The organism is Exiguobacterium sp. s95 (assembly GCF_018618655.1).
Classification (GTDB): Bacteria; Bacillota; Bacilli; order Exiguobacteriales; family Exiguobacteriaceae; genus Exiguobacterium_A; species Exiguobacterium_A oxidotolerans.
The window spans coordinates 573,229-598,804 of record NZ_JACSMM010000001.1 but is presented as its reverse complement, the minus strand read 5'-3'; the positions used below and the strand labels follow the sequence as shown (position 1 = coordinate 598,804).

The 25,576-nt window shown below is 44.1% G+C and carries 21 protein-coding genes and 1 tRNA gene; 13 read left to right on the top strand and 9 right to left on the bottom strand.

All coding sequences use genetic code 11. The features are described 5' to 3' along the window. Window positions 1–30 precede the first annotated feature (30 nt). Window positions 31–645 (bottom strand): hypothetical protein, encoded by a 615-nt coding sequence (locus KNP99_RS03345; protein ID WP_088837280.1) that lies wholly within the window; start codon window positions 643–645, stop codon window positions 31–33. Window positions 646–862: 217 nt separating this feature from the next. Here KNP99_RS03345 and KNP99_RS03340 point away from each other — a divergent pair, with 217 nt between their 5' ends. Next, a complete protein-coding gene (locus tag KNP99_RS03340; RefSeq protein WP_088837279.1) occupies window positions 863–2,530 on the top strand; it encodes a glycoside hydrolase family 13 protein in 1,668 nt (555 codons plus the stop codon). 45 nt (window positions 2,531–2,575) lie between these two features. Here KNP99_RS03340 and KNP99_RS03335 read toward each other — a convergent pair whose 3' ends face one another. From KNP99_RS03335 to KNP99_RS03325, 3 genes are all read right to left on the bottom strand, one after another. After that, on the bottom strand, window positions 2,576–2,932 hold the full coding sequence (locus KNP99_RS03335; RefSeq protein ID WP_088837278.1) for a PilZ domain-containing protein: 357 nt from the start codon (window positions 2,930–2,932) through the stop codon (window positions 2,576–2,578). Window positions 2,933–3,021: 89 nt separating this feature from the next. Continuing rightward, the gene (locus KNP99_RS03330) at window positions 3,022–3,720 is read right to left on the bottom strand and encodes a queuosine precursor transporter (protein WP_088837277.1); all 699 of its coding nucleotides are present in this window, start codon (window positions 3,718–3,720) and stop codon (window positions 3,022–3,024) included. Window positions 3,721–3,812: 92 nt separating this feature from the next. Beyond that, on the bottom strand, window positions 3,813–4,295 hold the full coding sequence (locus KNP99_RS03325; RefSeq protein ID WP_088837276.1) for a GNAT family N-acetyltransferase: 483 nt from the start codon (window positions 4,293–4,295) through the stop codon (window positions 3,813–3,815). Window positions 4,296–4,507: 212 nt separating this feature from the next. Between KNP99_RS03325 and KNP99_RS03320 the strand changes: the two genes are divergently transcribed. The 3 genes from KNP99_RS03320 to KNP99_RS03310 all read left to right on the top strand — a co-directional run bounded on the left by KNP99_RS03320 (window position 4,508) and on the right by KNP99_RS03310 (window position 7,024). Further along, window positions 4,508–4,822, top strand: a complete 315-nt coding sequence (locus KNP99_RS03320; protein WP_029330516.1) for a hypothetical protein — start codon at window positions 4,508–4,510, stop codon at window positions 4,820–4,822. A gap of 143 nt (window positions 4,823–4,965) precedes the next feature. Further along, window positions 4,966–6,138, top strand: a complete 1,173-nt coding sequence (tnpB, locus tag KNP99_RS03315; protein WP_088837275.1) for an IS200/IS605 family element RNA-guided endonuclease TnpB — start codon at window positions 4,966–4,968, stop codon at window positions 6,136–6,138. Between the two features lie 88 nt (window positions 6,139–6,226). Further along, a complete protein-coding gene (locus tag KNP99_RS03310) occupies window positions 6,227–7,024 on the top strand; it encodes a class I SAM-dependent methyltransferase (RefSeq protein WP_088837274.1) in 798 nt (265 codons plus the stop codon). A 69-nt stretch (window positions 7,025–7,093) separates the two neighbouring features. Here the strand turns inward: KNP99_RS03310 and putP are convergent, their stop codons facing one another. Next, the gene (gene putP / locus KNP99_RS03305; protein ID WP_088837273.1) at window positions 7,094–8,566 is read right to left on the bottom strand and encodes a sodium/proline symporter PutP; all 1,473 of its coding nucleotides are present in this window, start codon (window positions 8,564–8,566) and stop codon (window positions 7,094–7,096) included. Window positions 8,567–8,898: 332 nt separating this feature from the next. Beyond that, window positions 8,899–10,068 (bottom strand): MalY/PatB family protein, encoded by a 1,170-nt coding sequence (locus KNP99_RS03300; RefSeq protein ID WP_088837272.1) that lies wholly within the window; start codon window positions 10,066–10,068, stop codon window positions 8,899–8,901. Window positions 10,069–10,215: 147 nt separating this feature from the next. On the opposite strand from KNP99_RS03300, the gene KNP99_RS03295 reads away from it, so the two are divergent. From KNP99_RS03295 to KNP99_RS03280, 4 genes are all read left to right on the top strand, one after another. Then, window positions 10,216–10,413, top strand: a complete 198-nt coding sequence (locus tag KNP99_RS03295) for a hypothetical protein (RefSeq protein ID WP_029330508.1) — start codon at window positions 10,216–10,218, stop codon at window positions 10,411–10,413. 99 nt (window positions 10,414–10,512) lie between these two features. Next, a tRNA-Thr gene (locus tag KNP99_RS03290) sits at window positions 10,513–10,583 on the top strand. A 94-nt stretch (window positions 10,584–10,677) separates the two neighbouring features. Then, on the top strand, window positions 10,678–11,556 hold the full coding sequence (locus KNP99_RS03285) for a helix-turn-helix domain-containing protein (protein WP_088837271.1): 879 nt from the start codon (window positions 10,678–10,680) through the stop codon (window positions 11,554–11,556). An 87-nt stretch (window positions 11,557–11,643) separates the two neighbouring features. Further along, complete coding sequence (locus KNP99_RS03280) at window positions 11,644–12,513, top strand: helix-turn-helix domain-containing protein (protein WP_088837270.1); 870 nt, start codon at window positions 11,644–11,646, stop codon at window positions 12,511–12,513. On the opposite strand, the gene KNP99_RS03275 is transcribed toward KNP99_RS03280, so the two are convergent. Further along, window positions 12,510–13,139 carry an FMN-dependent NADH-azoreductase gene (locus KNP99_RS03275; protein WP_088837269.1) on the bottom strand — a complete coding sequence of 210 codons (630 nt, stop codon included), beginning with the start codon at window positions 13,137–13,139 and terminating at the stop codon, window positions 12,510–12,512. The two genes, KNP99_RS03280 and KNP99_RS03275, sit on opposite strands and share 4 nt — an antisense overlap. A 167-nt stretch (window positions 13,140–13,306) precedes the next feature. Between KNP99_RS03275 and KNP99_RS03270 the strand changes: the two genes are divergently transcribed. Further along, window positions 13,307–15,151: a putative bifunctional diguanylate cyclase/phosphodiesterase gene (locus KNP99_RS03270; RefSeq protein ID WP_214768548.1), complete on the top strand. Its 1,845-nt coding sequence runs from the start codon at window positions 13,307–13,309 to the stop codon at window positions 15,149–15,151. A gap of 60 nt (window positions 15,152–15,211) precedes the next feature. On the opposite strand, the gene KNP99_RS03265 is transcribed toward KNP99_RS03270, so the two are convergent. Then, window positions 15,212–15,889, bottom strand: coding sequence for an amino acid ABC transporter permease (locus tag KNP99_RS03265; protein ID WP_088837267.1), 678 nt, complete (start codon window positions 15,887–15,889; stop codon window positions 15,212–15,214). Further along, window positions 15,886–16,728 (bottom strand): transporter substrate-binding domain-containing protein, encoded by an 843-nt coding sequence (locus KNP99_RS03260; protein WP_088837266.1) that lies wholly within the window; start codon window positions 16,726–16,728, stop codon window positions 15,886–15,888. The genes KNP99_RS03265 and KNP99_RS03260 overlap by 4 nt, the downstream gene beginning before the upstream one ends. A gap of 291 nt (window positions 16,729–17,019) precedes the next feature. On the opposite strand from KNP99_RS03260, the gene gltB reads away from it, so the two are divergent. The 4 genes from gltB (at window position 17,020) to KNP99_RS03240 (ending at window position 25,412) form a co-directional block, all read left to right on the top strand. Beyond that, window positions 17,020–21,495, top strand: a complete 4,476-nt coding sequence (gene gltB / locus KNP99_RS03255; RefSeq protein ID WP_215193040.1) for a glutamate synthase large subunit — start codon at window positions 17,020–17,022, stop codon at window positions 21,493–21,495. Continuing rightward, entirely contained in the window at window positions 21,495–22,961 is a 1,467-nt protein-coding gene (locus tag KNP99_RS03250) for a glutamate synthase subunit beta (protein WP_088837264.1), read from the top strand. Before gltB ends, KNP99_RS03250 begins: the two co-directional genes overlap by 1 nt. 146 nt (window positions 22,962–23,107) lie before the next feature. Then, window positions 23,108–23,401, top strand: a complete 294-nt coding sequence (locus KNP99_RS03245) for a PTS sugar transporter subunit IIB (RefSeq protein WP_214845107.1) — start codon at window positions 23,108–23,110, stop codon at window positions 23,399–23,401. Continuing rightward, the gene (locus tag KNP99_RS03240) at window positions 23,394–25,412 is read left to right on the top strand and encodes a BglG family transcription antiterminator (RefSeq protein ID WP_088837262.1); all 2,019 of its coding nucleotides are present in this window, start codon (window positions 23,394–23,396) and stop codon (window positions 25,410–25,412) included. Before KNP99_RS03245 ends, KNP99_RS03240 begins: the two co-directional genes overlap by 8 nt. Window positions 25,413–25,576 lie beyond the last annotated feature (164 nt).

The window sequence follows — 25,576 nt, the reverse complement described above, 5'->3', positions numbered from 1 at the left end:
TAACTCTCTGTTCCCTTATTGTATCTGAAATCAGGAAGATGAGCTAGAGACATGACGGCGAAAGAGATAGCTGAATAGTCCGAATAGCGGGAGGAAATCGCGCCACATCAACTTTTTTTCATCGCGTGAGCGAATGCGGTATAACATAAAAATTTGTAAAATATAAAACATCACGAGGTCGACGGCCATCGTTCGGACGAACTGATTCGTCATGAAGTAAAGCAAGAAAATCGACCAATCGGAACGGGCTAACGCAATCCAGATGATGCACGCTGAAAGGACAGCTAACAGAGGAACGGCAATCAATATCCAAGTGCGCCGACGAAACGGAAGAAATGTCTGTCGCGGAATGGCGAGTGCGAGGTAAGGCATCAAAACGAACGATCCGAGGACGAAGGCGCCGATACTTGCTAACATCGGTGAAGGTTTTAAAAATCGTTTTTCGTCTAAGAACATCATAAAGAATGCAAGCGGATAAATGCCTAGCAGTGTAAACAGGCTCAGGGCTGACGTGTCAAATTGACTTTGATCAAACCGAAGAAAAGAAAATAAAAAACCGTCCGGAAAAACACGATTGTTTCCGAAGGATAAAATAAAGACGATGGCAACAATCCAAATTAAAAATAAAAAATAGCGACGATACACGATGAAACGCCTCCCTTCTCAAATTATTTTCCTCAATCAGTATACTTTAAACATCAAAAGTCTGTGGAAACGGATGTAAAGGTACTGTTTAAAATATTGGAATTCACTTGTTTTAAGTCAAAATGACATGGTACGATGGCGATGAAGTCGTTGGAAGCGCTTAACCGAAATGTGCAAGCGTTTGCCTAAAGCAATCATGGAGGAGTGATGACAAAGTATGGAACAAAAATGGTGGCATGATAGTGTTGTCTATCAAATTTATCCGCGTAGCTTTAATGATTCGAATGGGGATGGAATCGGGGACCTCGTCGGAATCATTGAAAAACTGGATTACTTAAAATTACTCGGGATTGACGTCATCTGGTTGAGCCCGGTCTATGATTCGCCGAATGATGACAATGGATATGATATTCGGGATTATGAAGCGATCATGAATGAGTTCGGGACGATGAATGATTTTGATCAATTGCTTGATCAAGCGCACGCACGGGGAATTAAAATCGTCATGGATTTAGTCGTCAATCATTCTTCAGATGAGCACGCTTGGTTCGCAGAATCACGAAAAAGTAAAGACAATCCGTATCGGGACTATTATATTTGGCGGGCAGCGAATGACGATGGTACATTGCCGAACAATTGGGGCTCAATCTTCTCCGGCCCAGCGTGGGAGTTAGATGAAGCGACGAATGAATATTACTTACACCTCTTCTCGAAGAAACAACCGGATCTGAACTGGGAAAATGAACAATTGCGTCATGAAATTTATGCGATGATTACGCGCTGGTTAGACCGTGGAATCGATGGGTTCCGAATGGATGTCATCAACTTGATTTCGAAAACTCCAGGCCTGCCGGATGCGGATGTTGCACCGGGGGCATTATATGGCGACGGGGGACAACACTACATCAATGGTCCGCGGATTCATGAATACTTAAAAGAGATGAACGATGCGTCGTTCGGGAACTATGATGTCCTGACCGTCGGGGAAATGCCAGGGGCGACGACGGAAGATGCGATTTTATATACGGATCCAGCGCGTGACGAGGTCAACATGGTCTTTACGTTTGAACACATGGATTTAGATTCAGGTCCAGGTGGAAAGTGGGACGTCTTACCGTTCGACTTACAAAAATTAAAGGACAATTTCACGAAATGGCAAGTCGCGTTACACGACAAAGGCTGGAACTCACTCTATTGGAACAATCATGATCAACCGCGTGTCGTCAGTCGCTTCGGAAATGATACGACGTACCGGGTCGAGTCGGCGAAGATGCTCGCGACGTTGTTACACTTGTTAAAAGGAACACCGTACATCTATCAAGGAGAAGAAATCGGGATGACCAATGTCGCCTTCGAGACCATTGAAGAGTATGAAGACATCGAGATTCGGAACATGTGGAAGGAACGGATGGTCCAAGGAGCAAATCCTGAAGCATTACTGCAGGCTGTCCATCGAAAAGGACGCGATAATGCACGGACACCAATCCAGTGGAATGCAGAGCAGCATGGCGGCTTTACGACAGGAACGCCGTGGTTGAAAGTCAATCCAAATTATCGTGAAATTAATGTCGAACGGGCGTTAGAAGATCCGAATTCGATTTTTTATTACTATAAGAAGCTGATTCAGTTGCGTCATGAACACGATTTGGTCGTCTACGGGAAGTATGCGTTGCTCGAAACGGCTAATGATATCTATGCGTATTCGCGGACTTATGAAGGAGAAACGTGGTACGTGTACTGTTCGTTTGCAGAAGAGGAGACAACAGTCGAGGTCGAACACGATACCACGGATATCATAATTGGAAACTATGCCACTGCCCCGACGAATACAGATCAAGAAGTCGTTTTGCGTCCATATGAAGCGGTTGTCTATCGAACGGAATAAAAAAACAGCCCTTTTCTCATTGAGAAAGGGGCTGTTTCATCACACTTAACGTTCATTTTTAGCGATATGTTTGACGGCTTGAACAATCGATTCACGGTCTTGTTTAGTCGTGTGTAGATGTAGTCCGTATAACCGCTCCGTTCCAATCCACTTTTCGTGTAACAGTTGCCCTTCAATTTTTAAAGGTTCCGTGTTGGCAAGCAACGAAAACTCGACGATGATTGTTGTCGTTTTCTGTAAAGGTAACTTGAGTGGGGTCGTGATGGCGATACCACTTGGAGAAATATTATGGATGTGCATCAATCCAGCTGGTGTGCGGCGTCCGTCTTTAACGAGGTAAAACTCACCTGTGATCGGTTCTTTAAAGGTATAGCGAAAAGGTTCATTCCGTTTGATTTTCAATCATCCCACCTCCCACTTCCCATTATCCGTTAATTCAATGAAATCTTCCATCCTCGATTTGATGAATGAAGTCATTGGATTTTTTGATGTCAGGCTGCGAGATCCGTCGAATCAGCAGGCGGGTTCATCCGTTTCGCGATATACATAAATGGTGTCGCGAGCCATGCGATGACGAACTTCGCAACATACGTCGTCAAAAAGATTTGCCACCAAATATCAAACGGGAGACTGTGAAAAGCAATCGCGCAAAACGTTAACGTATCGAGCAATTGGCTGATGACTGTTGAACCAGTTGTTCGGAGCCATAAATTTTTTTCACCCGTCTTTTGACGAATCTTCGAATACATGAAGACATCAAATAGTTGTGAGACCAAATAAGCAGAAAGACTACCGAGTGCAATCCAAGGTAATAAACCGAATAATAAGTTCATCGATGAAGACATGTCCTTCGCGAAAGCATCATTTAGAGGTGAGTAAAGGAGACTGTATTGCATGAGGATGGTCGTAGCAATCAAAGAGAAGAATCCTAAGAAAACACCTTGACGCGCAACTTTTTTTCCGTATTTTTCATTCAAGATGTCCGTGGCAAGATAACAACTTCCATACACGACATTTCCTAATGTGAAAATGTACGAGTAGATATCGACTTGTTGTGTTACTTGGATATTGGCGATGATTGTCGCGATCGCAATCCAGACCATCAATCCCGTTCTACCAAAAAAACGATAACTAAGTAATAACAATCCCATCGTTAAGATAATCGAGGGGAACCATAACCATTCATTCATAAATAATGTGCTCCTTTCTAGGTCATACAGAGCAAAATTTTACGCGTAATTTTAAAATATGTCAAAAAAAAGACGCTCGAGAGCGTCGGTGGTCAATCGGGACGTTGAAGCGAATAACGTTTTCGACGGCCTTTGACGAAGTACCCGTCTGATTCCTGAAAGTCATTGGAAAGGAAAATTTTCCGTGCAATCTGTTCATGAGGTGATGTCGGTAAGACGCGAGCACGTACTTCGTATACTTCAAGGACGTTCGATGTATGCAAAGCGGACTGAACAGCCTTTGTTCCATAACCTTTCCCGCTGTATGAATCAAAAATCATCAAATCGAGCTGGAAGTAATGACCCATTTTTAATAACAAGACACGACCGACGACTTGGTCTTCGACGATAATGTCAAAATAGAAATCCTCTGGGTAACTGTGTTCGAGTGAATCAAAGGCACGAGTGGTCCCGAGTTCCTGATCGTAGCCTCGAATCTCTTGTTTCGTCAGTCCGTAGGCCGGCTCGCCATATTTTACGAAATGTTCGAATTCCACTTGGTCTACATGTCGTAGTGTTCGACGTTTTAAATCCATGACGTTATCCTCCTCTGATAGCAATTACCTGTGCATGTTCATTATAGCGAGTAAAAGAACGAAAAAGCAAAAGATAGCCGATGGGAAGGGAGGAGGGACATCTTTAAAAAAGTATTCGGAAGCACCTGTAAACGGAATGTCGTTGTATCATTTGACGTCGAATATGGTAAAGTAATGATGTAGACATATATGTATTGGAAGGAGATGGAAAAATGTTCACTGAACGAGATGGTATTAAATTACGCCTCGAGCAAATCGAACGATTGTATGCTGATTTGAATCGTGAGGCAAAACAATTGACAGAACGCTTACGTCAGTTGGATGAGCAAGGTGATGATGTACGACATGATGTTGCGTTAAATAAAGAAGATCGGGATCATTTGAAATCAAGTATCGATGAGACGTTGCAGGCATTATTGCAACGGACGACAGTCGACGCAAAAGTCGAGCAAGAAAAACAGGAAGATTTGATTTCTAAAAAAGCACTCATCGAAGATATCGAAGGGTTATTGAAGAAAAAAAAATAAGCTGGCCTGGGCTAGCTTATTTTTTTTCTAAATTAGGCGAGAATACGCCCACTTCTAAACGATCAGGGTGAAGATCGAGTGAAGGTGGGAGATGAATCGCCACCCTCTCTTTCAGGTATATCCGTTGTAGGGAGGTGAACGTCATGTTGACTCACAAGGCCTACACATTCAGAATCTACCCGACAAAAGAACAGGAAATCCTGATTGCGAAGACGATCGGTTGTTCGCGCTTCGTCTTCAACCACTTTTTAGCGAAGTGGGATGAGACGTATAAAGCGACAGGTAAAGGACTGTCTTACGGGTCTTGTTCGAAAGAACTTCCGTTGTTGAAGCAGGCGTTCGACTGGCTGAAGGAAGTCGATAGCACGTCTGTCCAGACGAGCGTCAAACATCTTGCTGATGCCTTTGACCGCTTCTTCAAGAAGCAGAACGAACGGCCTCGCTTCAAGTCAAAGTGCAACCCTGTTCAATCGTATAAGACGAACATTCAAGGCAAGTCTCAACTTCCAGAAGTCTCGATCGTCGGCGCCAAGATCAAAATTCCAAAGCTGAAGTGGGTGCGCTTCGCTAATTCGAGGCAGGTCGTCGGACGCATCTTGAACGCCACGATCCGACGTAACGCTTCAGGAAAATACTTCGTCTCCCTGCTCGTCGAGCAGGAGAGCAACGAAATGCCGAAGACGGGCTCATCCGTCGGCGTCGATGTCGGATTGAAGCACTTCGCCATCCTGTCAGACGGCACGGTATACAAGAACGACCGTTACTTCCGTTCGCTTGAGAAGAAGCTGGCGCGTGAACAACGTAAACTCTCTCGTCGTCAACGGTTGACCTTGGACAAGAAAGGAACACTTTCCGAGGCGAAGAACTATCAGAAGCAGAAGCGGAAGGTCGCCCGCATCCACGAGAAGATCGCGAACAAGCGAACCGATTTCCTGCACAAGGTATCGACCGAGATCGTCAAAAACCACGACGTCATCGGCATCGAGACCTTGCAGGTGAAGAACATGCAGAAGAATCGCAAGTTGAGCAAGTCCATCTCCGAAGTCAGTTGGTCGGAGTTCTTCCGCATGCTCGGATACAAGGCAGAATGGTACGGGAAGACTGTCGTCAAGGTCGGCAAGACCTTTGCTTCTAGTCAACTGTGTTCCAGTTGCGGACATCAACACAAAGACGTGAAACATCTTGGCTTACGTGAATGGACATGCCCGAGTTGCGGCATCCACCACGACCGCGATGTGAACGCAGGATTGAACCTCAAACAAGAAGCTGAACGCCTTTTAGCTTCTTCAATCGTCGGGACGACGGGGTTAGCCTGATCAGGTTTCGACCGTTAGGTCGGGTAACTCAGGAATCCTACACCTCTAAGCGAAGCGTAGGTGGAGGTAGTTCAAGGGAGTGAATCAAGTGAAGAAAGAACAGGTGTTGTTGACAACATGTTTAAGACCGACCGCTGCCGTCGAAACACGCTTACATCAGTTGATGCAAGAGGGAGCGCTAGACTTTCAGGTTGTCGAACGTAAAAAACACAGCATTCAGTCGTTACAACAAACCCACCGCTTACCCCTTTTAGTCGTTGACAAGCAACGGTTGGAATATTATCCGTTAGATGAAGAAGCCTCGTTTTTCTTTCATCCGTCTAGTGCGGTCTTTCGGATAAAACAATTTGATGCATCGGGTCATGATCCATTAATTGCAATCGCCAAGCTTAAGCCGGGAATGACCGTTCTTGATTGCACACTAGGATTAGGAGCGGATGCAATCGTCATGAGCCATGCTGTCGGCTCAAGTGGTCAAGTCGTAGCGTTAGAGAGTAAAGCAGAAACGGCACTCATCGTTCGTGAAGGACTGATTGCTTGGCAAGAAGGCTATGAGCCGATCAATGATGCCATGCGCCGGATCGAGGTGCTGAACGAACAACACATCCGTTATTTAAAGACCTTGCCCTCGGATTCATTTGATGTCATCTATTTTGATCCAATGTTTGAAAAGACAGTGACGGAGTCGACGCATTTGAACGGCCTGCGCACCCTTGCTGACTATGAAGTATTATCGATTGAGGCAATCGAGGAAGCAAAACGAGTCGCAAAGAGACGAATCGTCTTAAAAGCCCATTTTGAGAGTGAGTTGTTTAATCAATTTGCTTTTGAGCGTATTAAACGGAAATCATCGAAACTTCATTACGGTGTGATTGAATTGACGTAATCTAGTACGACGAAAAAATCTCCACCCTCATCAGTCGACGACTGAACAGGATGGAGATTTTTTTAGTGTTTATTGTGTGACTTCTTTTAATTCTTCTTCCATATCATCAAACTTGTCTTGTACAGAGTCAACAGGTTGTTTCGTAAGAAGGCTGACGACGACTGTAAAGAGAAGACTTGTAAAGAATCCTGGAACCATCTCATAAAGCGTATCGCTAAAGTTGAGTTGGACCCATAGAATAACTGTGACGGCACCAGAGATAATTCCGGCAAGTGCCCCTTGTTTCGTCATCCGTTTCCAGTAAAGTGAAAGCAAGATGATTGGTCCGAATGCAGAACCGAAACCAGCCCATGCGTAACCGACAAGTGAAAGAATCGTCGCTGAAGGGTTCCAGGCAAGGAATGTTCCGATCACTGCGATGGCTAAAACTGCACCACGACCGATTAAAACAAGTTGTTTGTCTGACGCTTCTTTATGCAAGAACGTCTTATAGAAGTCTTCCGTCAGCGCACTTGATGTAACGAGCAGCTGAGAAGAAATTGTCGACATGATTGCTGCCAAGATGGCTGCCATCAAGAAGCCAGTGATATACGGGTGGAACAAGACATCAGCGAAACGAATAAAGACCGTTTCTGGGTCACCGAGTGCATTACCTTGTCCTTCAAAGTAGGCAATCCCGACAAGACCTGTCAACATCGCACCTAAAATTGAGAAGAACATCCAACCAATCCCGATACGACGGGCTTTTTTCAAGTCCTTAACAGAACGAATTGCCATAAAGCGGACGATGATGTGGGGTTGACCGAAGTAACCAAGTCCCCAAGCGAGGAATCCGATGATTCCGAGGACAGTCGTTCCTTTGAACGGATCAAATAGTGTAGGATCTAAGTTGTCCGCATAGTTGAATGCGCCGTCGACACCACCAACATCCGTCAATGCGACGATTGGTACGAGGATGAGAGCGACGAACATGATACAACCCTGGACGAAGTCGGTCCAACTGACTGCGAGAAAACCGCCAAAGAGTGTATAGGCGACAACGACCGCGATCGTCAAGAGCATACCATAATGATAATCAAAGCCAAATGAACTTTCGAACAATTTACCACCCGATACAATACCGGCTGAAGTATAGAACGTAAAGAAGACGATGATGACGATCGCAGAGACCGTCCGTAAGATACGTGATGTATCTTTAAAACGATTCTCCAAGAAGTCTGGAATCGTAATTGAATCGTTTGCCATTTCCGTATAGAGACGAAAGCGTGGAGCGAGGACGATATAGTTGATGTAACAACCAATCAGTAATCCTAATGCAAGCCAAAGTGCTGAAACGCCGGTAGCATACATGGCACCAGGAAGTCCCATCAACATCCAACCACTCATGTCAGAAGCACCAGCAGATAGTGCTGTTACGCCCGGTCCTAAGTTACGACCGCCTAACATGTAGTCTTCCGTGTTTGTCGTTCGTTTATACGCGATGTAACCGATGGCAAGCATCATAAATAGATACAGGCCAATTGAAATCCATTCTTGCGACATAAAAATAAATCCTCCCATGCATGTAGTTGTCGTCGTCTGTTCGGGATAAAAAAGTTAAAAAGTGAACATCGATGACTTATTTGTTCCCAACCTTACAGGTGCCAAAACTACATTGCAAGTCCTTGCAAACAGGCGGAAAATGGCTTCAAGCCTAGTCTATCAAGGGGTTGGGACACTTTTCGTCCCTGCTAAAGTTCTAATTTTCTGATTTTCGTCACTTTATTGTAATGATTAAATCAGATGAACGTATTTCAGTATTTGTGAAATTAGTGTAAAATGTGAAAAATTAAAAAACAGACTAGCATGTGCTAATCTGTTTAGAGAAAAATCATTTACATCAAGCTGAGGTATGCGTCATGCAGCCGGTCGAGTGCTTCGTCTAGTTGGCGCCGCGGGCATCCGAAGTTTAAACGTTCGAATGTCACGCCGTTCGTTCCGAATGCTTTTCCATGGGTTAAGGCGAGGGATGCTCGTTCAACGAGCCAAGTCGCACGATCGTCTTCGGTCAATCCGAGGCGCTCAAAATCAATCCAAAGTAAAAAGGTTGCATCAGGTTTGACGACAGATAGTAACGGCATCTCCGTTTCGATTCGTCTGAGAGCATGGTCACGATTTTGCTCTAAATATAAGAGAAGTTGGTCAAGCCATTGTTCGCTCGCTTTATCCTCATAGGCAGCGATGATTGCCGTTGAGGCAAGCGCGTTCGGATGAACAAAGTTTGCTTGCTGGACACGTTCGATTTCCAAACGAATGGTTTCGTTCGGAACAACTAGATAAGAAGCATAAAGTCCTGGAATGTTGAATGTTTTTGAAGGTGCACTGACGAGAATTGCCTTCTCATATGAAAATGCTGAAATCGGATGGTGTTTGTTACCGGAAAAAATCAAATCAGCATGGATTTCATCGGACAGAAGATAAACGTCATATTTCTTGGCCAAATCAACAATCGTTTCAAGTTCACTCCGATTAAACACCCGACCAGTTGGATTATGGGGACTGCATAAAATCATCATTTTCGCAGTTTTCATCTGTGCTTCAAGACTCAAGAAATCAATTTCATAACGTCCTGCAATCAAGCGGAGCGGATTTTCAATGAGCGTTCGATTGTTCGATTGAATGATTTGGTGAAACGGGGGATAAACAGGAGTTTGAATGATGACCTCATCATGCTCATCGGTCAGTGCCAAGAGACTGTGTGCTAGAGCAGGGACGACGCCACTCGAATAAAGGAGCGATGATTGTTCAATCTGTTGATCATAACGTTTCAAAAACCAGTTTTGAATGGCTTGTTTGGCTCGATCTTCGAATAGGGAATAGCCGAAATGACCGTGTGCAATCCGTTTTGTTAATGCCCCGACGATTGAATCCGCTGGTCGGATATCCATATCGGCGACCCACATCGGAATTAATTCTTCTGCTCCATATAAATCTTTTAAGCCGTCCCATTTGACCGAACCCGTCATTTTTTTATCAATGATTTCATCAAACATGTAATCTTTCATATGCCTCGACTCCTTCGTAAAATATGATTCATGTCTTCACCTTATCGAACGGATTGAAATTCAGCAAGTTGAAAAATTGTAGGTTTTAGAGTGTACGCTTTTGGGAAAAACCATAATCGTACACAAAAAATAGACGGGGTGAATAAGATGTTGCATTCAAAAGTATTGGTAGGACGTACGCCTGAGGAGTTAGAAGAACGAATGAATCATTTCTTCGAAGAAAACGGAGTCGGTTCAAATTCAATCATTACACTTAAGTTTTCTACATTCGTTGCATCAAAAGCAGACGAACATTACTCAGTTCTTATCGTGTTCGATAATTCGCTAACAAAAACCGTATTATAAGTAAATAACTCTTCTAAATTGGCAGACTTGGCAACGTCTGTCAGTTTTTTTATTGAAGAAATGTTTCATCTAAGCTATACTGATATCAGAAATATGTACGCTTCCGTAGGTTAATGGCAGACCTCAGCAATGGTAATGCTGCAGTGCGAGTTCGATTCTCGCCGGAAGCATCGAATAAATAAGTCTTCCGTAACAAGTAAAATTAACTTGGACGGGGGACTTTTTTTACTCTATTTGCTCGTTTTATATTAAAGGAGAAAAAGAATGACTTCTGTACAACGAACAATTGGTACGCGCTTAAAGAAATTACGTCAAAAGAAAAAAATTACTCAACAAGAATTGAGCCGAAATATTTGTAGTCAAGCTGAAATTAGCAAAATAGAAAATGGGAAAAATTCACCGACGATTGAACTACTTCAAGATGTAGCGAAAAAGCTACGTGTTCCGGTCTCTTTCTTTTTTATGGAGGAAGAAGAGATAGAAGAATTTCACCGAATTGATCATCAAATAACACAATTGATGCGTGCTCAAAAACATGCAGAGATTCTTAAAATCATCCCACAGAAACTAAAAAATACGACTGCAGAAGGCACGAGAATTTTATTGAGATATTATCAATTGATTAATGAAGTGGAAATGAAAAAAATTGATTATCGTACGTGTATTTCTCAGTTATTGAAGTTGGTAAATGATAAATTAATCCTTGAAGAGTACTTTTTAATTTATGTCAGGATTCAGATGGCTGTTGCCGTCCTGTATACTAATAATAAAGAATACATGCATGCGCACAATATTTACAAAGAGACTTTGAAATTAGATTATGTGACCGATGATTATAAAAAATTAATGCTAAAAGTAAAATACAATTATATTAGAAATTTGATTAAACTGAAAAAATTTTCACTTGTGATTGCAGAGTCCACCGAGGGCATTAATGAAAGCAACAAAATGCAAGACATGAGTTATCTGGGGCACTTTTTTTATCAGCAAGGATATGCGCTTGAACAAGTGTGTGCGTCGTCAGAAAAAATTAAAGAAGCATATACGCAGGCTTACGTAGTATTTATTGCTACTGAAAATAAGGCGTATAAAGAAATACTAGATGAATACCTATTCGAGTTAATGTATTTTACGATCGATTAGCGTTCTGCTTATATTGATCGTATTCTAATTGAATTGGTCCTAAAAAAAGTTATCAGCTTACTTTCAGTATGAAGGAAGGAAAGAAGAATGAATTCATTACCACTTTCCATTGGAAACGAAATCAAACGAATTCGAAAAGAAAAAAAATTGACACAAAAACAATTGTGTGATGGGATTTGCAGTCAAGCAGAAATCAGTAAAATTGAGAATGGACGAAATTCTCCAACAATTGATTTATTACAACAAATTGCGAAGCGGCTCCGTGTACCCATATCATTATTGTTTCAGGATCGATTAGAAAGTGAACAATATCGTAAATATGATATGCATTTTTCTCAATTACTTCGAGAAAAAAAGTTCGGGCAATTAGAAGAGGAAATATCTAAAAAAATTGTGAATCAAACGAAAGAACTGACGTTATTAAAGTCTTATTTTGAGATTTTATTAAAATTTAAAATAGCTCATATTGATTATCGAACGGCCTCTTCATTGTTATCTCATCTGACAGAGAAAGAAGACATTTGGTATGAGTCTCCTCAAGTGTTCATTCGAATCAAAATGGCAATTTCTAATTTGTATGCTGAAAATGACCAATTTCATTTATCAGAAAAAGTATATTTAGAATTAGAATCTTTATCATATGATACGTTGGAATTAAAGAAACAGTTATTAAAAATTTATTATAACCATTCGCAACTGCTGACATTTCAAAAAAAATATGATGAAGGAATGGCGTTAACGGAGAAAGCATTAGTAGAAAGTCTCGCTTTGAATGATTCTTCCTTTATCGCTCATTTTTATTATCAACGTGGATACTATAACGAAGTATTAGGAAACATTGAATCGACGAAGCGAGACTATACAGTTGCCTACACGTTATTTCGTACTTTTCATTTAAAGACTTATGAAAAAATTGTACTTAACGGAAAAAAGGACTTTTTATTATTCACATTCTAAAAATCCATCCCAGCCTTCTCACATGCAAAGAGGGCTTTTTGAATCCGTTCTTCGGCTTGATTCGGATACTGTTGGTGCCCTTCGAGAATGATGGATTTGACATCCGTGATTCCGAAAAATTGCAGAATGTCCTGCATATACCGTACGGCATGGTCGGATTCGATTTTATCAGGCGTTGAATAGTCACCTCCACGAGAATGTAAGAGTAGTACACGTTTACCAGTCACAAGTCCGACGGATCCTTCAGCAGTGTAATGAAACGTTTGCCCGGATTGCGCGAGATAATCCATATAGTTATGCAAGGGAGCAGGAACACTTAAATTCCACATCGGAAAAGAAAAAACGATTTTTTCTGATTCTAAGAAACGATTTAAATATTCTTGTAACCGTTCCGCCTGTTCGGCTTCCTCTTGATCGAGCGTTTCCCCTCGAAATAGTTTCGCGGCAGATTTAGCGAGACGTAAATCAAAAAAAGGAAGGCGTTCTTCAAATAAGTTTAGGATGGTAATCTCATCTTCTGGATGTTCCTTGCGATAGGAAGCAAGGAATGCGTTATTCATCTGTGAACTAAGACTTTTCGATTGATGTGTACTATCATTGGCTTCGATAAACAGCAGATGGCTCATCGTTAAGCTCCTTTCTTAGCATATAATTAACACTTCTTTTAATGAATACCCGTTTCTCTTTTCATTTAGACGTTTCCAACTAAATCATTATTTTAGGAAAAATTAGGTTTTATAAGTATGATCTAAAGGAAAAAGACAATTGGATAGAACAGAAAAGAGGGATTTCTATGAAAAATCAGCAGCGACCTTCTTCCGCCAGTCTTCAGTATAATCGAGAAGCAAAAGCGAACTATCAATTGTTTGGCTCCATCATTTTAGTTCTGACGAGCTTGGGTGCGATTTTGTATGTGCTTACTAGTTTACTCAGTACATCCGGCTCGAACAGGTATGACCTTTTACGTGCTGGACTTATTTTTCTCGTAGGCATTTGTCAATTTCTGCTTGGGAAAAGTAATATGCCGGATCGTCTTAAACCCCACGTGATGTCGAGTGTTTTTTTACTAATTCCTTTCATCTATTATCCCTTCCTAGAAAGTGGTGCTCAGACCGTTTGGGCAGCTGCGATTCTTTTTTTACTGAGTTCTCTTGTCGTCATTAATCGAACGATGCTCGTCTATGCGACGGGGACGACGATCATTTCTCTCTTATACATTTGGTTTAATGCACCGAACGTCACGTCCGTTACTAATACAGCAGATTATATCGCACGAATCGGCTTAGTCATCATTGCTGCGCTGATCAGTTTATTGATTCATCGTCAGTACGTGACACGATTAGAACGTAATATCGAGTATCTTTCACGCTTACAAGAGCAAGCCTTTCTTGATCCGGTAACAAAACTCGCTAATCGGTCTTATTTCGTTCTTGAAGTCGAAAAAATTTCAAGCGAAGGAGATGCAATTTGTTTAATTGATTTAGATGACTTCAAAACGGTCAATGATGCCTTCGGTTACCGGACGGGAGATCGCACGTTGCATATGATTGGGAGTAGACTCATGAATCGTTTTCCCGATTGTTTAGTTGCCAAAGCTAGCGGAAGTGCGTTTTTACTTCATGCGAAAGGTCATGCTGGTATTGAACTGTTATGCGAGGAGGTTTTAACATGTGTCGCTGAACGCGTACAAATTGATTTCAAACAAATCAATGTCACAGCGAGCATCGGTGTTTCTTTTATTTATGACGAATCCATTGATCATGTCATCAATGATGCAGAAATTGCATTGTTCACAGCTAAATCGAACCGAAAAAACACGTATGCGATTACGGATGCAGAGACTCAAAATCAGCGTAAGCGAGCGCTTCAGCTGACACGCGATTTGTACGATGCAGAACTCGATCGAGATTTTTTCGTACTGTTTCAACCGCAAGTAGAAGCAGACAGTCACAAAATTACTGGAGCGGAAGCGCTTGTGCGTTGGAATCATCCCAAGTATGGAATGATTTCCCCTTTAGAGTTCATTCCGATTGCGGAGCGGACGCGTTTTATTGAAACGCTAGGAGGATGGGTGATGCGCCGCGCTTGCGCGCAAGGAAAGACGTGGTTGGATCAAGGACATGGAGCGATTACGATTGCAGTCAATGTCTCCCCGTGGCAATTAAGGCAACCCGATTTTACAGAAAGAGTACTGACGATTCTTGAAGAGACACATTTTCCGGCATACTTGCTTGAAATCGAAATGACAGAACATATTTTTATCGAAGGAACGAATCAGATTATCGAGACCTTAAACGAACTTCACCTTCATGGGATTCGAATTGCACTCGATGATTTCGGGACAGGTTTTTCTTCAATGCAAACACTCGTAGAATTACCGTTCGACCAGTTAAAGATTCCTAAAGAAATCGTTCAAGAAGCAATCCGTTCAGATGAGAAGCGTGCAATCGTCGAGATGATTATTCAGTTAGGAAGACGGTTAAACATGACGATTGTTGCTGAAGGGGTCGAGTTAGTCGAAGAAGCAAGGTTATTAAATCAGTTAGGGTGCCATACGTTGCAAGGTTATTTGTTCCATAAACCTCTTCAAGCTATACAAATTGAACTCTTTTTAGCTAAGAACTATAGACAAGGCTAAAGCACCGCCCGCTTGACGAGTCGACTTTCCTCGTCAAGCGGGCGGTGCTTTTTATGTCGGTTAAAGATAACGAGCAAAATGACGCTCTAGAACTTCTTGTACAGCTGCAATCAATGCGCAAATTCCCCAGTAGATGAAGGCGATTACGAAATAAACCGTCATGTAATCGAATTCGCGTCCACCGACGATTTTTGCACGTTGAAAGATTTCTGGGACGGTAATCATCGCAGCTAAAGAAGACGCTTTGACTAAATCGAGTAAAACGTTCGATAAAGGTGGGATTGCCAAACGAATCGCTTGCGGGAGAATGATTCCGACTAGGACGCGATAAGGAGAGAGGCCGAGAGACTGGGCAGCCTCTCTTTGTCCTTTGTCGACAGACACAATGGCGGAGCGAATGATTTCTGCCATGTACGCAGCACTGTTGAGACTGAAGCCCGTTATCGCTGCTGTTAGCGCATCGAGTTCGATATTGATCACAGGTAAGCCGAAGTACAGCATGAAAAGAATCACGAGGATCGGTACACCGCGCATGAATGAAATATAGAGCGTCGCAGTCAGGCGTAAAAAACGAGACGCTGATAAACGAGCAAGTGCAAGCAACAAGCCGAATATCAGACCTAATCCCATGCTTGCGAATGCAATCCATAATGTATGTCCAAGTCCTCCTAAGATATAGGGAAACGCATCAACCGCTAACTCAGGATTAAACACGGAGCGCCAGTCGACATTGCTCAATTCACATCCACAATCGTCGTTTTGACGTCAGGCATTTTTGAAACATCTTTGTTGGCGTAATATTGCTTTGATAATTTTGCGAGCGTACCGTCTTTTTTCATCGCCTCGATTTGAGCGTTAATGTTTGATTGGAGCTCTTTATTATCAAGATCCATGATGAGACCGACTTGACTCGGATTATAGGCGATGTCCGGGTGGATCGTGATGTCGAAGTCTTTGAAGAAATCGACAGCAAGGCTTTGAAGATAATAGTCGTTCAAGATGACATCCGTTCGACCATTCGAGACGTCGCGGAGATATTGATCGTTCGTTGCATTATCATATGTGACTTCTTTTGCACCATATTTTTTAGCGATTTGCATGTAAGTCGTCGTTGCCTCGCCAGCTGCTTTTTTACCTTTTAAATCCTCAAGAGATTGTATGTCAGATAAATCACTTTTACGAACGATGGCCGTTCCGTACGTATACTTGTAAGGTTTTGAAAATGCGAATTTTGCTTTCCGTTCTTCTGTGATTGTAATATCGTTTGCGGCAAGATCGACTTGTCCAGTATTGACGCTCGTCAACATACCATCGAATGACATCTCTTTGAAGTTTACTTTTAGATCGAGTCGTTTTGCGACTTCTTTAACGACTTCGACGTCAAAGCCAGTCAACTTGTTGCTCTCTTCATCATGAAACGACGTTGGATAAAGTGTTCCGGCAGTAGCTACTGTCAACGTCCCCTCCTTAACGATTTTGTCATATGCTGTCGTCTTCTCTTCTTCCTGACCACAAGCGCTAAGGAAAAGGGTAGTTCCTGCAATCAAGAGCCCTGTCCACTTTACTGAATTTTTCATAACGTACTTCCTCTCTAATCAAAATAATAGATTTCTCTTTATTAAAAATACCACGCTTGAAACACTCGTTGCAAAAAATAAAATTTAAACGAGAATAATTCTTCTGAAAAAATAATTAGAATGATTATTCATCTTTATGGAAGCGTTAACATTGTCTAGCCTCAGGGAATCATAAGTGATTTGGATATAATAGTTTCATTTATACATGGTGGCGAATAATCATAAAAGAGTGTAAAGTATATTTTAACTGAATATACAGAAAATTTAGAACGTGTTAAGGAGAGTGAAATTATGTCATTTCATCAATTGCCTGAACGGCAAGGTTTATATGATCCGAAGCAAGAACATGATGCGTGTGGAATCGGAGTCTATGCGCACCGAACCGGGAGACCGAGCCATGAAATCGTCGAAAATGCACTCGCGATGCTCTGTCAGATGGAGCATCGAGGCGGACAGGGGAGCGATGCGAAAACAGGGGATGGTGCCGGTGTCTTAACTCAAATTCCCGACCGTTTCTTTCGGGAGACATTTCGGAATGTAACCTTACCGAAAAAAGGAGATTATGGTGTCATGATGATGTTCCTGCCTCGGGAGGAACGGTCGAGACAGCGACTCGAACGCGCTTTAGAATCAATTATTTTATCAGAAGGACAACGGGTGATCGAGTGGAGAACGGTACCAGTCTCGAATACAGTGATTGGTGAAAAAGCACGTCAAACAGAACCGGTCATTCGCCAATGCTTCATTGAAGCGAAGGACATTGAAGGGTTGGCCTTCGAACGAACGTTATTCATGATTCGTCGTTCTTTTGAACGAGAAGCAAATCGTCTTGGAATCGAACAGTACGTGCTCAGTAGTTCGAGTGAGACTATCGTCTATAAAGGACTTGTCACTACAGATCAGCTCGGTCAGTATTTTGATGATTTACGTGATGAACGGTACCAATCAGGGTTTGCGATTGTTCACTCACGTTTTAGCACGAACACCTTCCCGAGTTGGAAACGAGCTCACCCGAACCGCTATTTGATTCATAATGGAGAAATCAATACGTTACAAGGCAATATTCAAGCGATGCGTGGACGCGAAAAAAGTCTTGCGAAAACGACCTATGGTCGCCGTGCAGATGATGTGCTCCCAATCCTCGATGAATCAGGAAGTGACTCGTCGATGCTCGATAATGCGTTTGAATTTTTATACTTGTCTGGTTTGACGTTAGCGGAAACAGCTTTAATGCTGGTTCCAGAGCCATTCGAACATGCGGAAGTACGGCCGGCGAAACGTGCTTATTTCGAGTATCACAGCAGTATGATGGAGCCATGGGACGGTCCGTCTGCCATCGTATTTACGAATGGGAAACAAATTGGCGCGACACTTGACCGAAATGGACTCAGACCTGCCCGTTATATCATGATGCGCGATGGTCACTTTATGTTGTCCTCGGAATCAGGTGTCCTCCCGATTCCGGAAAAAGAGATTTTGTATAAGAAACGTTTGATTCCTGGTGAGCTTTTATTGCTTGATTTTGCTTCCGGTCAGCTGATTTCTGACGAAGAAGTGAAACGGGATCTTGCGATGCGTCATCCTTATGCCGAATGGTTATCAGAAGAACAGATTCAATTACCGACGTTAATGCACTCAGAAACGATTGAGGAATTAGGTACGACGCAACGTCTGTTTGGATACACGCGAGAAGATATCGAGCAATACTTGATTCCTCTCGTCGAGGAAAAAAAAGATCCGCTTGGTGCGATGGGAACGGACATCCCACTCGCTGTATTAAGTGAGCGACCACAATCGTTGTTCCGTTACTTCAAACAATTGTTTGCCCAAGTCACCAATCCACCAATCGATGCGTTACGTGAACAAATCGTCACGTCAACGATGACCTGGCTCGGGCGTCAAGGTGAACTATTGACCCCGAACCGGAAAAACTGTCGTCGGGTCCGCTTGAACTCACCGGTGCTAGTTCCGGCTGAAGCGCATGCGCTCAGTCAAACAAAGTTGAAACAAAAAACGTTATCAACATTGTTTACGAATCAAATGGAAGAAACACTTGAAACGCTCCTCGAAGAAGCGGTTCATGCCGTCGAATCGGGTTGTGAGTTGTTGATTCTTTCTGACCGGAACATTCGACCTGGAGCCATACCGATGCCAATCCTGCTCGTGACGAGTGCCGTGCATCACCATTTAATCCGTAAAGGGCTTCGGACAAACGTCAGTTTAATCATCGAAGGGGGAGAAGTCCGGGAAGTGCATCACTTCGCGGCGCTGCTCGGTTACGGAGCTGACGCAATCTACCCGTACCTTGTATATGCGACACTCGATGAAGCGATTGGTGAAAAACACGCGGACAATGCTGTTCGTTATCGTAACGCCGTGACGGAGGGGGTCGTCAAAGTCATGTCGAAGATGGGGATTTCGACCGTCTTCAGTTATCGGGGGGCGCAGATTTTCGAAGTCGTCGGGATTTCGACGGACGTCATCGATCGCTACTTTACGGGAACAGTCTCTCAACTCAGTGGTCTGTCGCTCGCTTTGATTGAAAAGGAAGCGAAACGTCAACATGAGGAAGGGACGAAACGGACGTTCTTGGAATCAGGTAGTGTCTTCCGGTACCGTAATGACGGAGAACATCATGCGTTCAATCCGGCGACGATCCATTTGTTACAACATGCTTGCCGAACTGGGGACTATCAGTTATTTAAACGGTACTCAAATCAAATTGCAGAAGAACCCGCAACCTTCCTGCGCCATTTGTTGACGTTCAAGGAAACGACACCGATTCCGCTCGAGGAAGTCGAACCCGCGAGTGAAATCGTCAAATTCTTTAAGACCGGTGCGATGTCGTACGGTTCACTATCGAAGGAAGCTCATGAAACACTAGCGATTGCGATGAACCGTCTAGGTGGTAAGAGTAACAGTGGTGAAGGTGGCGAAGAAGAGGAACGGTATCAACTCGACGAAAATGGTGACTCACGGATGAGTCGGATTAAACAGATTGCATCAGGTCGGTTCGGCGTGACGAGTCATTATTTGATCCATGCGGATGAACTCCAGATTAAAGTCGCACAAGGCGCGAAGCCAGGCGAAGGGGGACAACTCCCAGGCGAAAAAGTGTATCCGTGGATTGCGCGGGTCCGTGCTTCGACACCGGGTGTCGGTCTGATTTCACCACCACCACATCATGACATTTATTCAATCGAAGACTTGGCTCAATTGATTCACGATCTAAAGCGGGCAAATGACGAGGCGCGGATCAGTGTTAAGCTTGTCGCAAAAGGAGGCGTCGGAACGATTGCTGCCGGTGTCGCCAAAGGACTTGCCGATGTCATCGTCATCAGTGGGCATGATGGAGGAACGGGGGCTTCCCCGAAGACGAGTATCCAACATACGGGCTTACCGTGGGAACTGGGACTCGCTGAGACGCATCAAACGCTAGCCTTGAATGGTCTGCGGGAACGGGTCAGCTTAGAAACGGACGGTAAGTTACTAACTGGACGCGATGTCGTCATCGCAGCGATGCTCGGGGCGAATGAATATGGATTTGCGACAGCACCATTGATTGCCGTCGGTTGCATCATGATGCGTGCCTGTCATCTAGATACGTGCCCGGTCGGTGTCGCGACACAGGATCCGAAGTTGCGTGAAAAATTCACCGGATCTGCCGATCACGTCGTCCATTTCATGACGTTCGTTGCGGAAGAAGTTCGTGAATATTTAGCTCAACTCGGCGTCCGTAGTCTAGCGGAACTCGTCGGACGGACGGATCTTTTAATGACATCGGATCGTTTGACGAATCACTGGAAAGCAGCCAGTCTCGACTTTTCTCGACTACTTGTTCAACCAACATATGATTCGACGTCGACACAAGCGCAAGATCATGCTGTCGCGAAGTCGTTTGACCACCGTGAAATCGCTCCGTTGCTTGATCATGATGCATTTACGGAAAAACAAACATTTGCGCTTGCGATTACGAATACAGACCGGGCAATCGGTACGAATACCGGATCACGTCTGACACGGATGTTCGGAGAAATGGGCTTACCTTCCGATCGCTTAACATTGAACCTGACAGGATCAGCCGGACAAAGCTTAGGTGCATACGTGCCTCGCGGAATGACGTTGAACGTCGTCGGGGATGCTAATGATTACGTTGGAAAGGGATTATCTGGAGGAATTCTTTCGGTTCGTCCTGATATGAAGACGAGTTTTGTTTCTTCAGAGCAAGTCATCATCGGTAACGTCGCGCTTTATGGTGCGACGAGTGGGGAACTGTACGTCAATGGACAGGCAGGCGAACGGTTCGCCGTTCGAAACAGTGGTGCGACGGCAGTCGTCGAAGGAATCGGGAATCATGGCTTGGAATATATGACGGGCGGGAGTGTCGTCATTCTCGGTGACGTCGGAAAGAACTTCGCTGCCGGTATGTCAGGTGGTGTCGCCTACGTCTTACCGAAAGACATCGCGTTGTTCCGCTCGCGCGTCAATCTCGAGCTCGTCACGATGGGCGCAGTAACAGACACGGAAGAAGCGGCACGCTTAAAAACATTTATCGAACGTCATGTCGTACGGACGAACAGTGAACAAGGACATGCGATTCTTTCAAACTGGGATCATGTTTTGAGTTCGTTTATTCGTGTCATTCCGACGACCTATCAAGTCGTCACGACATTGATGGCCGATTATGCGAAAAAAGGACATAATACGGAAGAAGCGATGTTGTTAGCGTTTGAGACACACCTCGGACGCGGAACGGGAGGTCAATAATGAAAAGACGCGATAAATTCATGAGTGTTCCTCGCCAGTCCGGACGAGAGCGCGCCAGTACAGAACGGATTCAAGACTTTAATGAATATAAAGAAGCATTTTCTGAAAGTGAGGCGTCGGAACAAGCCAGCCGATGTATGGATTGCGGAACCCCGTTTTGTCATGTCGGCGAGACCTATGGACATGTCAAAATTGGTTGTCCGGTCTACAATTTGATTCCCGAGTGGAATCTCCTCGTCGAAGAAGGAGACTTTAAAGGAGCGCTCGAGCGCCTGCATCAAACGAACAACTTCCCGGAGTTCACGGGACGTGTTTGTCCCGCACCGTGCGAAGGTTCATGTACGTTATCGATTAATGAACCGGCCGTCGCGATTAAACAGATTGAGCGTACAATCATCGATATCGGCTTTGAAAAAGGATGGGTCGTTCCGCGGGTGCCATTGAACCGGACGTCCCATCATGTGGCAGTCGTCGGTTCTGGTCCGGCAGGGCTTGCCGCGGCCGATCAATTGAATCAAGCAGGGCACCAAGTCACCGTTTTTGAACGGGAAGATCGTATCGGAGGTCTGTTGACGTACGGGATTCCGGCGATGAAGTTATCAAAAGATATCGTCGAGCGTCGTGTCGATCTGCTCAAAGCAGAAGGCATTCTCTTTAAGACCGGCGTAACGATCGGTCTTGATGTGACGCTGGACGAGCTTGAACAAGCGTTTGATGCCGTCATTCTTTGTGTCGGTGCAACGGAACCAAGAACGTTACCAAATCTTCCGACGAGCGGTGTCGGTTACGCGATGGACTATTTAACAAGCGTGACGCGCCATCTGTTGTCGAATCAATCCCTGCTTGAGCAACACGATACGCGAGGTAAAGATGTTCTCGTCATCGGTGGCGGAGATACGGGAGCGGACTGTGTCGCGACGGCACTCAGACAGGGTTGCCGTTCTGTCGTCCAGTTCGGGAAGCATGAAATGCCAGGTCAGGTCCGGGCGAACGACAACATGTGGCCGGATACACCGAACCTCTTTACACTTGACTACGGTTATGCAGAAGCATTCGATCAATTCGGACGTGATCCTCGCGAATATTTGATCGCGATCACACGTTACACGACAAGTGATTCCGGTCGCTTGACAGGGGTTTGGACGATTCATAATGAAAAAGTAAAGCAAGCAGATGGGTCAATTGAATTCCGAGCAATTGAAGGAACAGAAAAATACTATACGGTCGACTTGATGCTGATTGCAATCGGCTTCAGCGGAGTCGAGCAGACGGTCTTGAATCAACTCATCGTTGAATCAGAGCGAGGGAAAATCAAGACGAAGGGATATGCAACAAATCGGAAGGGTGTCTTCGCTGCAGGGGACGCACGGCGCGGACAGTCCTTGATTGTCTGGGCGATCCGCGAAGGGCGGGAAGTGGCAGAAGCAGTCGAACGACATCTGTCACTGATGACTCAAACGGGCTAATTCATTTAACGTCATGTATGGGAACAGTTAAGTTTCCACACATGACGTTTTTGTTGTTCCTTAAAAAAAGTCTGAAAAATGTCTGTAGAAATTAACATTTTTAATGACACATCCGCTAGGATTAAAGAAAAGAGGTGGGTGATGACGTGAAACGTCTTAAAATCGGATTCGTCTGTGATTCTGGGTTAGCAGGGAGCGTCCTAGGAGCGAACGTGCTACGAAAGCGCCTGCGACAGGAGCAGTTGCAAGTCGATGTTCAGAGTTATCGTCTGAAGGAGGTCCCTACTGAAATACATCTGATTGTCGGACCTGAGAAGATTGTCCGCCAAGTGACGGGGGTGACGGATTATCGCGTATGCATCGTCAATCATCTGTTGTCTGAAGCGGCTTACGATGAAGTGATCACTGTATTAAGAAAAGAGTTGATTAAGGTTGATTGAGTTTTCTACACGAGAACGTGAAGTCTTATTTTATTTGTTGACAAAAACAGAGCCTGTTCAAGTCCAAGAAATTGCAGAAACGCTTGGAACGTCCGAACGGACCATTCAGCGTGAACGAGAACCGATTGCTCAAACAATTGCTTCTTTTCAGTTAGAACTGGATTATATTCGAGGAAGAGGATTAGTGCTCGTTGGGGATGAAAGTGACAAACGGAAGCTCCGAGAGGCATTGTTATTATCACATAAAGCATTACCTTCGACGGATGACCGGCAAGTTGAGCTCACTTATCGTCTCTTACAAGAACCGGGCATGATTAAATTACAGGCACTTGCGCATGCGATGTACATCGCACCGAGTACGATCAGTCAAGATTTAGAGCGGATTGATGAATGGTTTCAACAATATGATTTAGAGTTGCGGCGGAAGAAGGGGATCGGAGCTGAAGTCATCGGCGAAGAAATCAATAAGCGTCGTTTATTGCTTTCGCTTATTTTCACGCAATGGGATGTATTGTCCTTTTACCGGTTGCTCCAAGGGGATCTTAATCAATTACCCGATCTTTTGCATCCGGCGCGTAATCAGTGGGTCGAAGCAATCAATCAATCCTATGCAGTAATCGCTCCCGTAATAAAGCAACAGGAACTGAGCGACCGGTCAATTATGCGAGCCACACTTAGTTTGGCGCTCCAAGCGATTCGGATGGAAATATTTCCAATGCGCTATGAATTGAAAACGTACCCGGTCGAAGTGCTTCAACGGGTAGACATCATCGGACGACGTCTACCCTATGCGTTGACAGTTGCGGAGCGTCAATGGATTTCAGAAGAACTACGCAATTTTCAACAAGATCAACTAGACAGTTCTGAAGAATTGGTCATTCGATTGCGCGTCAAGCGATTGATTGAGGAAGTCTCTCTTTTGTATGGAGAGCAGTTTACAGAAGACAGTGCCCTTGAGCGGGGACTCGTTTCCCATATCATGTCCTATACGCGACAAAACGTCATCAATCCGTCTTATGTCATCAAGCAGATTGAAAGGGAGTATCCACGGCTGTTCGATTCGGTTAAACAGGTGGCGCAAACCGTCTTTTCGGATCAAGCGTTTGCTGATCATGATTTAGCATTTTGGGTGATGCATTTTGGAGCGGTATTAAGTAGACCTGTCGTAAAAGTTCCGTATCGCGTTCTGGTCGTTTGTTCAGCAGGACTTGGCTCTTCCAAATTATTAATGAACCGGTTGCGACAAGAGTTTTTAGAACTTGATCAAATCGAAAATTCTTCCTTGTTCGGGATTGATCGTTTGAATTTAACTGATTACGACTTTGTATTATCGACGGTTCCGTTGCCGGATATCAGTCAACCACATTTACTCGTCAACCCCTTACTTCCGCAAGATGAAGTCGATCGCGTCAGAAAACTGCTTGTCTCGCTTCCGAAATCATTTAAACAACCCGCCCGAAAAGAGGTAAAGGGGTGGTTAGATTTAAAACGATTAGAACAACTTGTGAAAACGGCACGTGAATTGACAGAATTTTTTTCGATTGAGTCGATTGCTTCACAGTCAGAAGGCCTAGAAGAGCTGCTTCTTGAAGTAAGTAATGTGATGGTTATGAAAGATATCGCGCATTCAGCGGTCCAGCTGTCGACACAATTGTTGCGGCGGCATGAAATGTCAGGTCTTGGAATTCCAGGAACACGGCTCGCATTATTCCATGGACGTGACAGTTCAATCAAACAGGGTGCCTTTTTAATTTTCGAGCTGAATCAAGCTATCGATTTGCTCGGAATGGATCAAGTCATCCATCCAGTTGAGCGGATTTTAGTACTTGTCGCGCCCGAACAAGCACCGGATGAACTTCTTCAATTGCTGAGTTCAATCAGTGGTGCAATCATTGAAAGTGAAGAACGGACGACTCAGTTTGAATATGGCGATGAACAACAATTGGACACCGTCCTCAATGAAACGTTCCGCAAAGTCATTGAACGGGAGTTGAATGTTACGGAAGTTTGATGTGATGAATGAATCGAATAGACAATGAAAAATGGAATTCGTCTCGTGACGAATTCCATTTTTCATTGTCCGCTGTACTATCTTTTTCACTTGTCCAACTACCTTGCCAAAACGCGAACTAGGAAAGATTGAGTAAGCGTTTGCAAGCAGTATACAATAAACAT

Coding starts and splice junctions, on each gene's coding strand:
- KNP99_RS03300 (WP_088837272.1), bottom strand. CDS start 10,068: ATGAAAGATTACATGTTTGATGAAATCATTGATAAAAAAATGACGGGT.
- KNP99_RS03330 (WP_088837277.1), bottom strand. CDS start 3,720: ATGAATGAATGGTTATGGTTCCCCTCGATTATCTTAACGATGGGATTG.
- KNP99_RS03260 (WP_088837266.1), bottom strand. CDS start 16,728: ATGAAAAATTCAGTAAAGTGGACAGGGCTCTTGATTGCAGGAACTACC.
- putP (WP_088837273.1), bottom strand. CDS start 8,566: ATGTCGCAAGAATGGATTTCAATTGGCCTGTATCTATTTATGATGCTT.
- KNP99_RS03340 (WP_088837279.1), top strand. CDS start 863: ATGGAACAAAAATGGTGGCATGATAGTGTTGTCTATCAAATTTATCCG.
- KNP99_RS03325 (WP_088837276.1), bottom strand. CDS start 4,295: ATGGATTTAAAACGTCGAACACTACGACATGTAGACCAAGTGGAATTC.
- KNP99_RS03275 (WP_088837269.1), bottom strand. CDS start 13,139: ATGAGCCATCTGCTGTTTATCGAAGCCAATGATAGTACACATCAATCG.
- tnpB (WP_088837275.1), top strand. CDS start 4,966: ATGTTGACTCACAAGGCCTACACATTCAGAATCTACCCGACAAAAGAA.
- KNP99_RS03250 (WP_088837264.1), top strand. CDS start 21,495: ATGAAAAGACGCGATAAATTCATGAGTGTTCCTCGCCAGTCCGGACGA.
- KNP99_RS03285 (WP_088837271.1), top strand. CDS start 10,678: ATGACTTCTGTACAACGAACAATTGGTACGCGCTTAAAGAAATTACGT.
- KNP99_RS03295 (WP_029330508.1), top strand. CDS start 10,216: ATGTTGCATTCAAAAGTATTGGTAGGACGTACGCCTGAGGAGTTAGAA.
- gltB (WP_215193040.1), top strand. CDS start 17,020: ATGTCATTTCATCAATTGCCTGAACGGCAAGGTTTATATGATCCGAAG.
- KNP99_RS03270 (WP_214768548.1), top strand. CDS start 13,307: ATGAAAAATCAGCAGCGACCTTCTTCCGCCAGTCTTCAGTATAATCGA.
- KNP99_RS03320 (WP_029330516.1), top strand. CDS start 4,508: ATGTTCACTGAACGAGATGGTATTAAATTACGCCTCGAGCAAATCGAA.
- KNP99_RS03280 (WP_088837270.1), top strand. CDS start 11,644: ATGAATTCATTACCACTTTCCATTGGAAACGAAATCAAACGAATTCGA.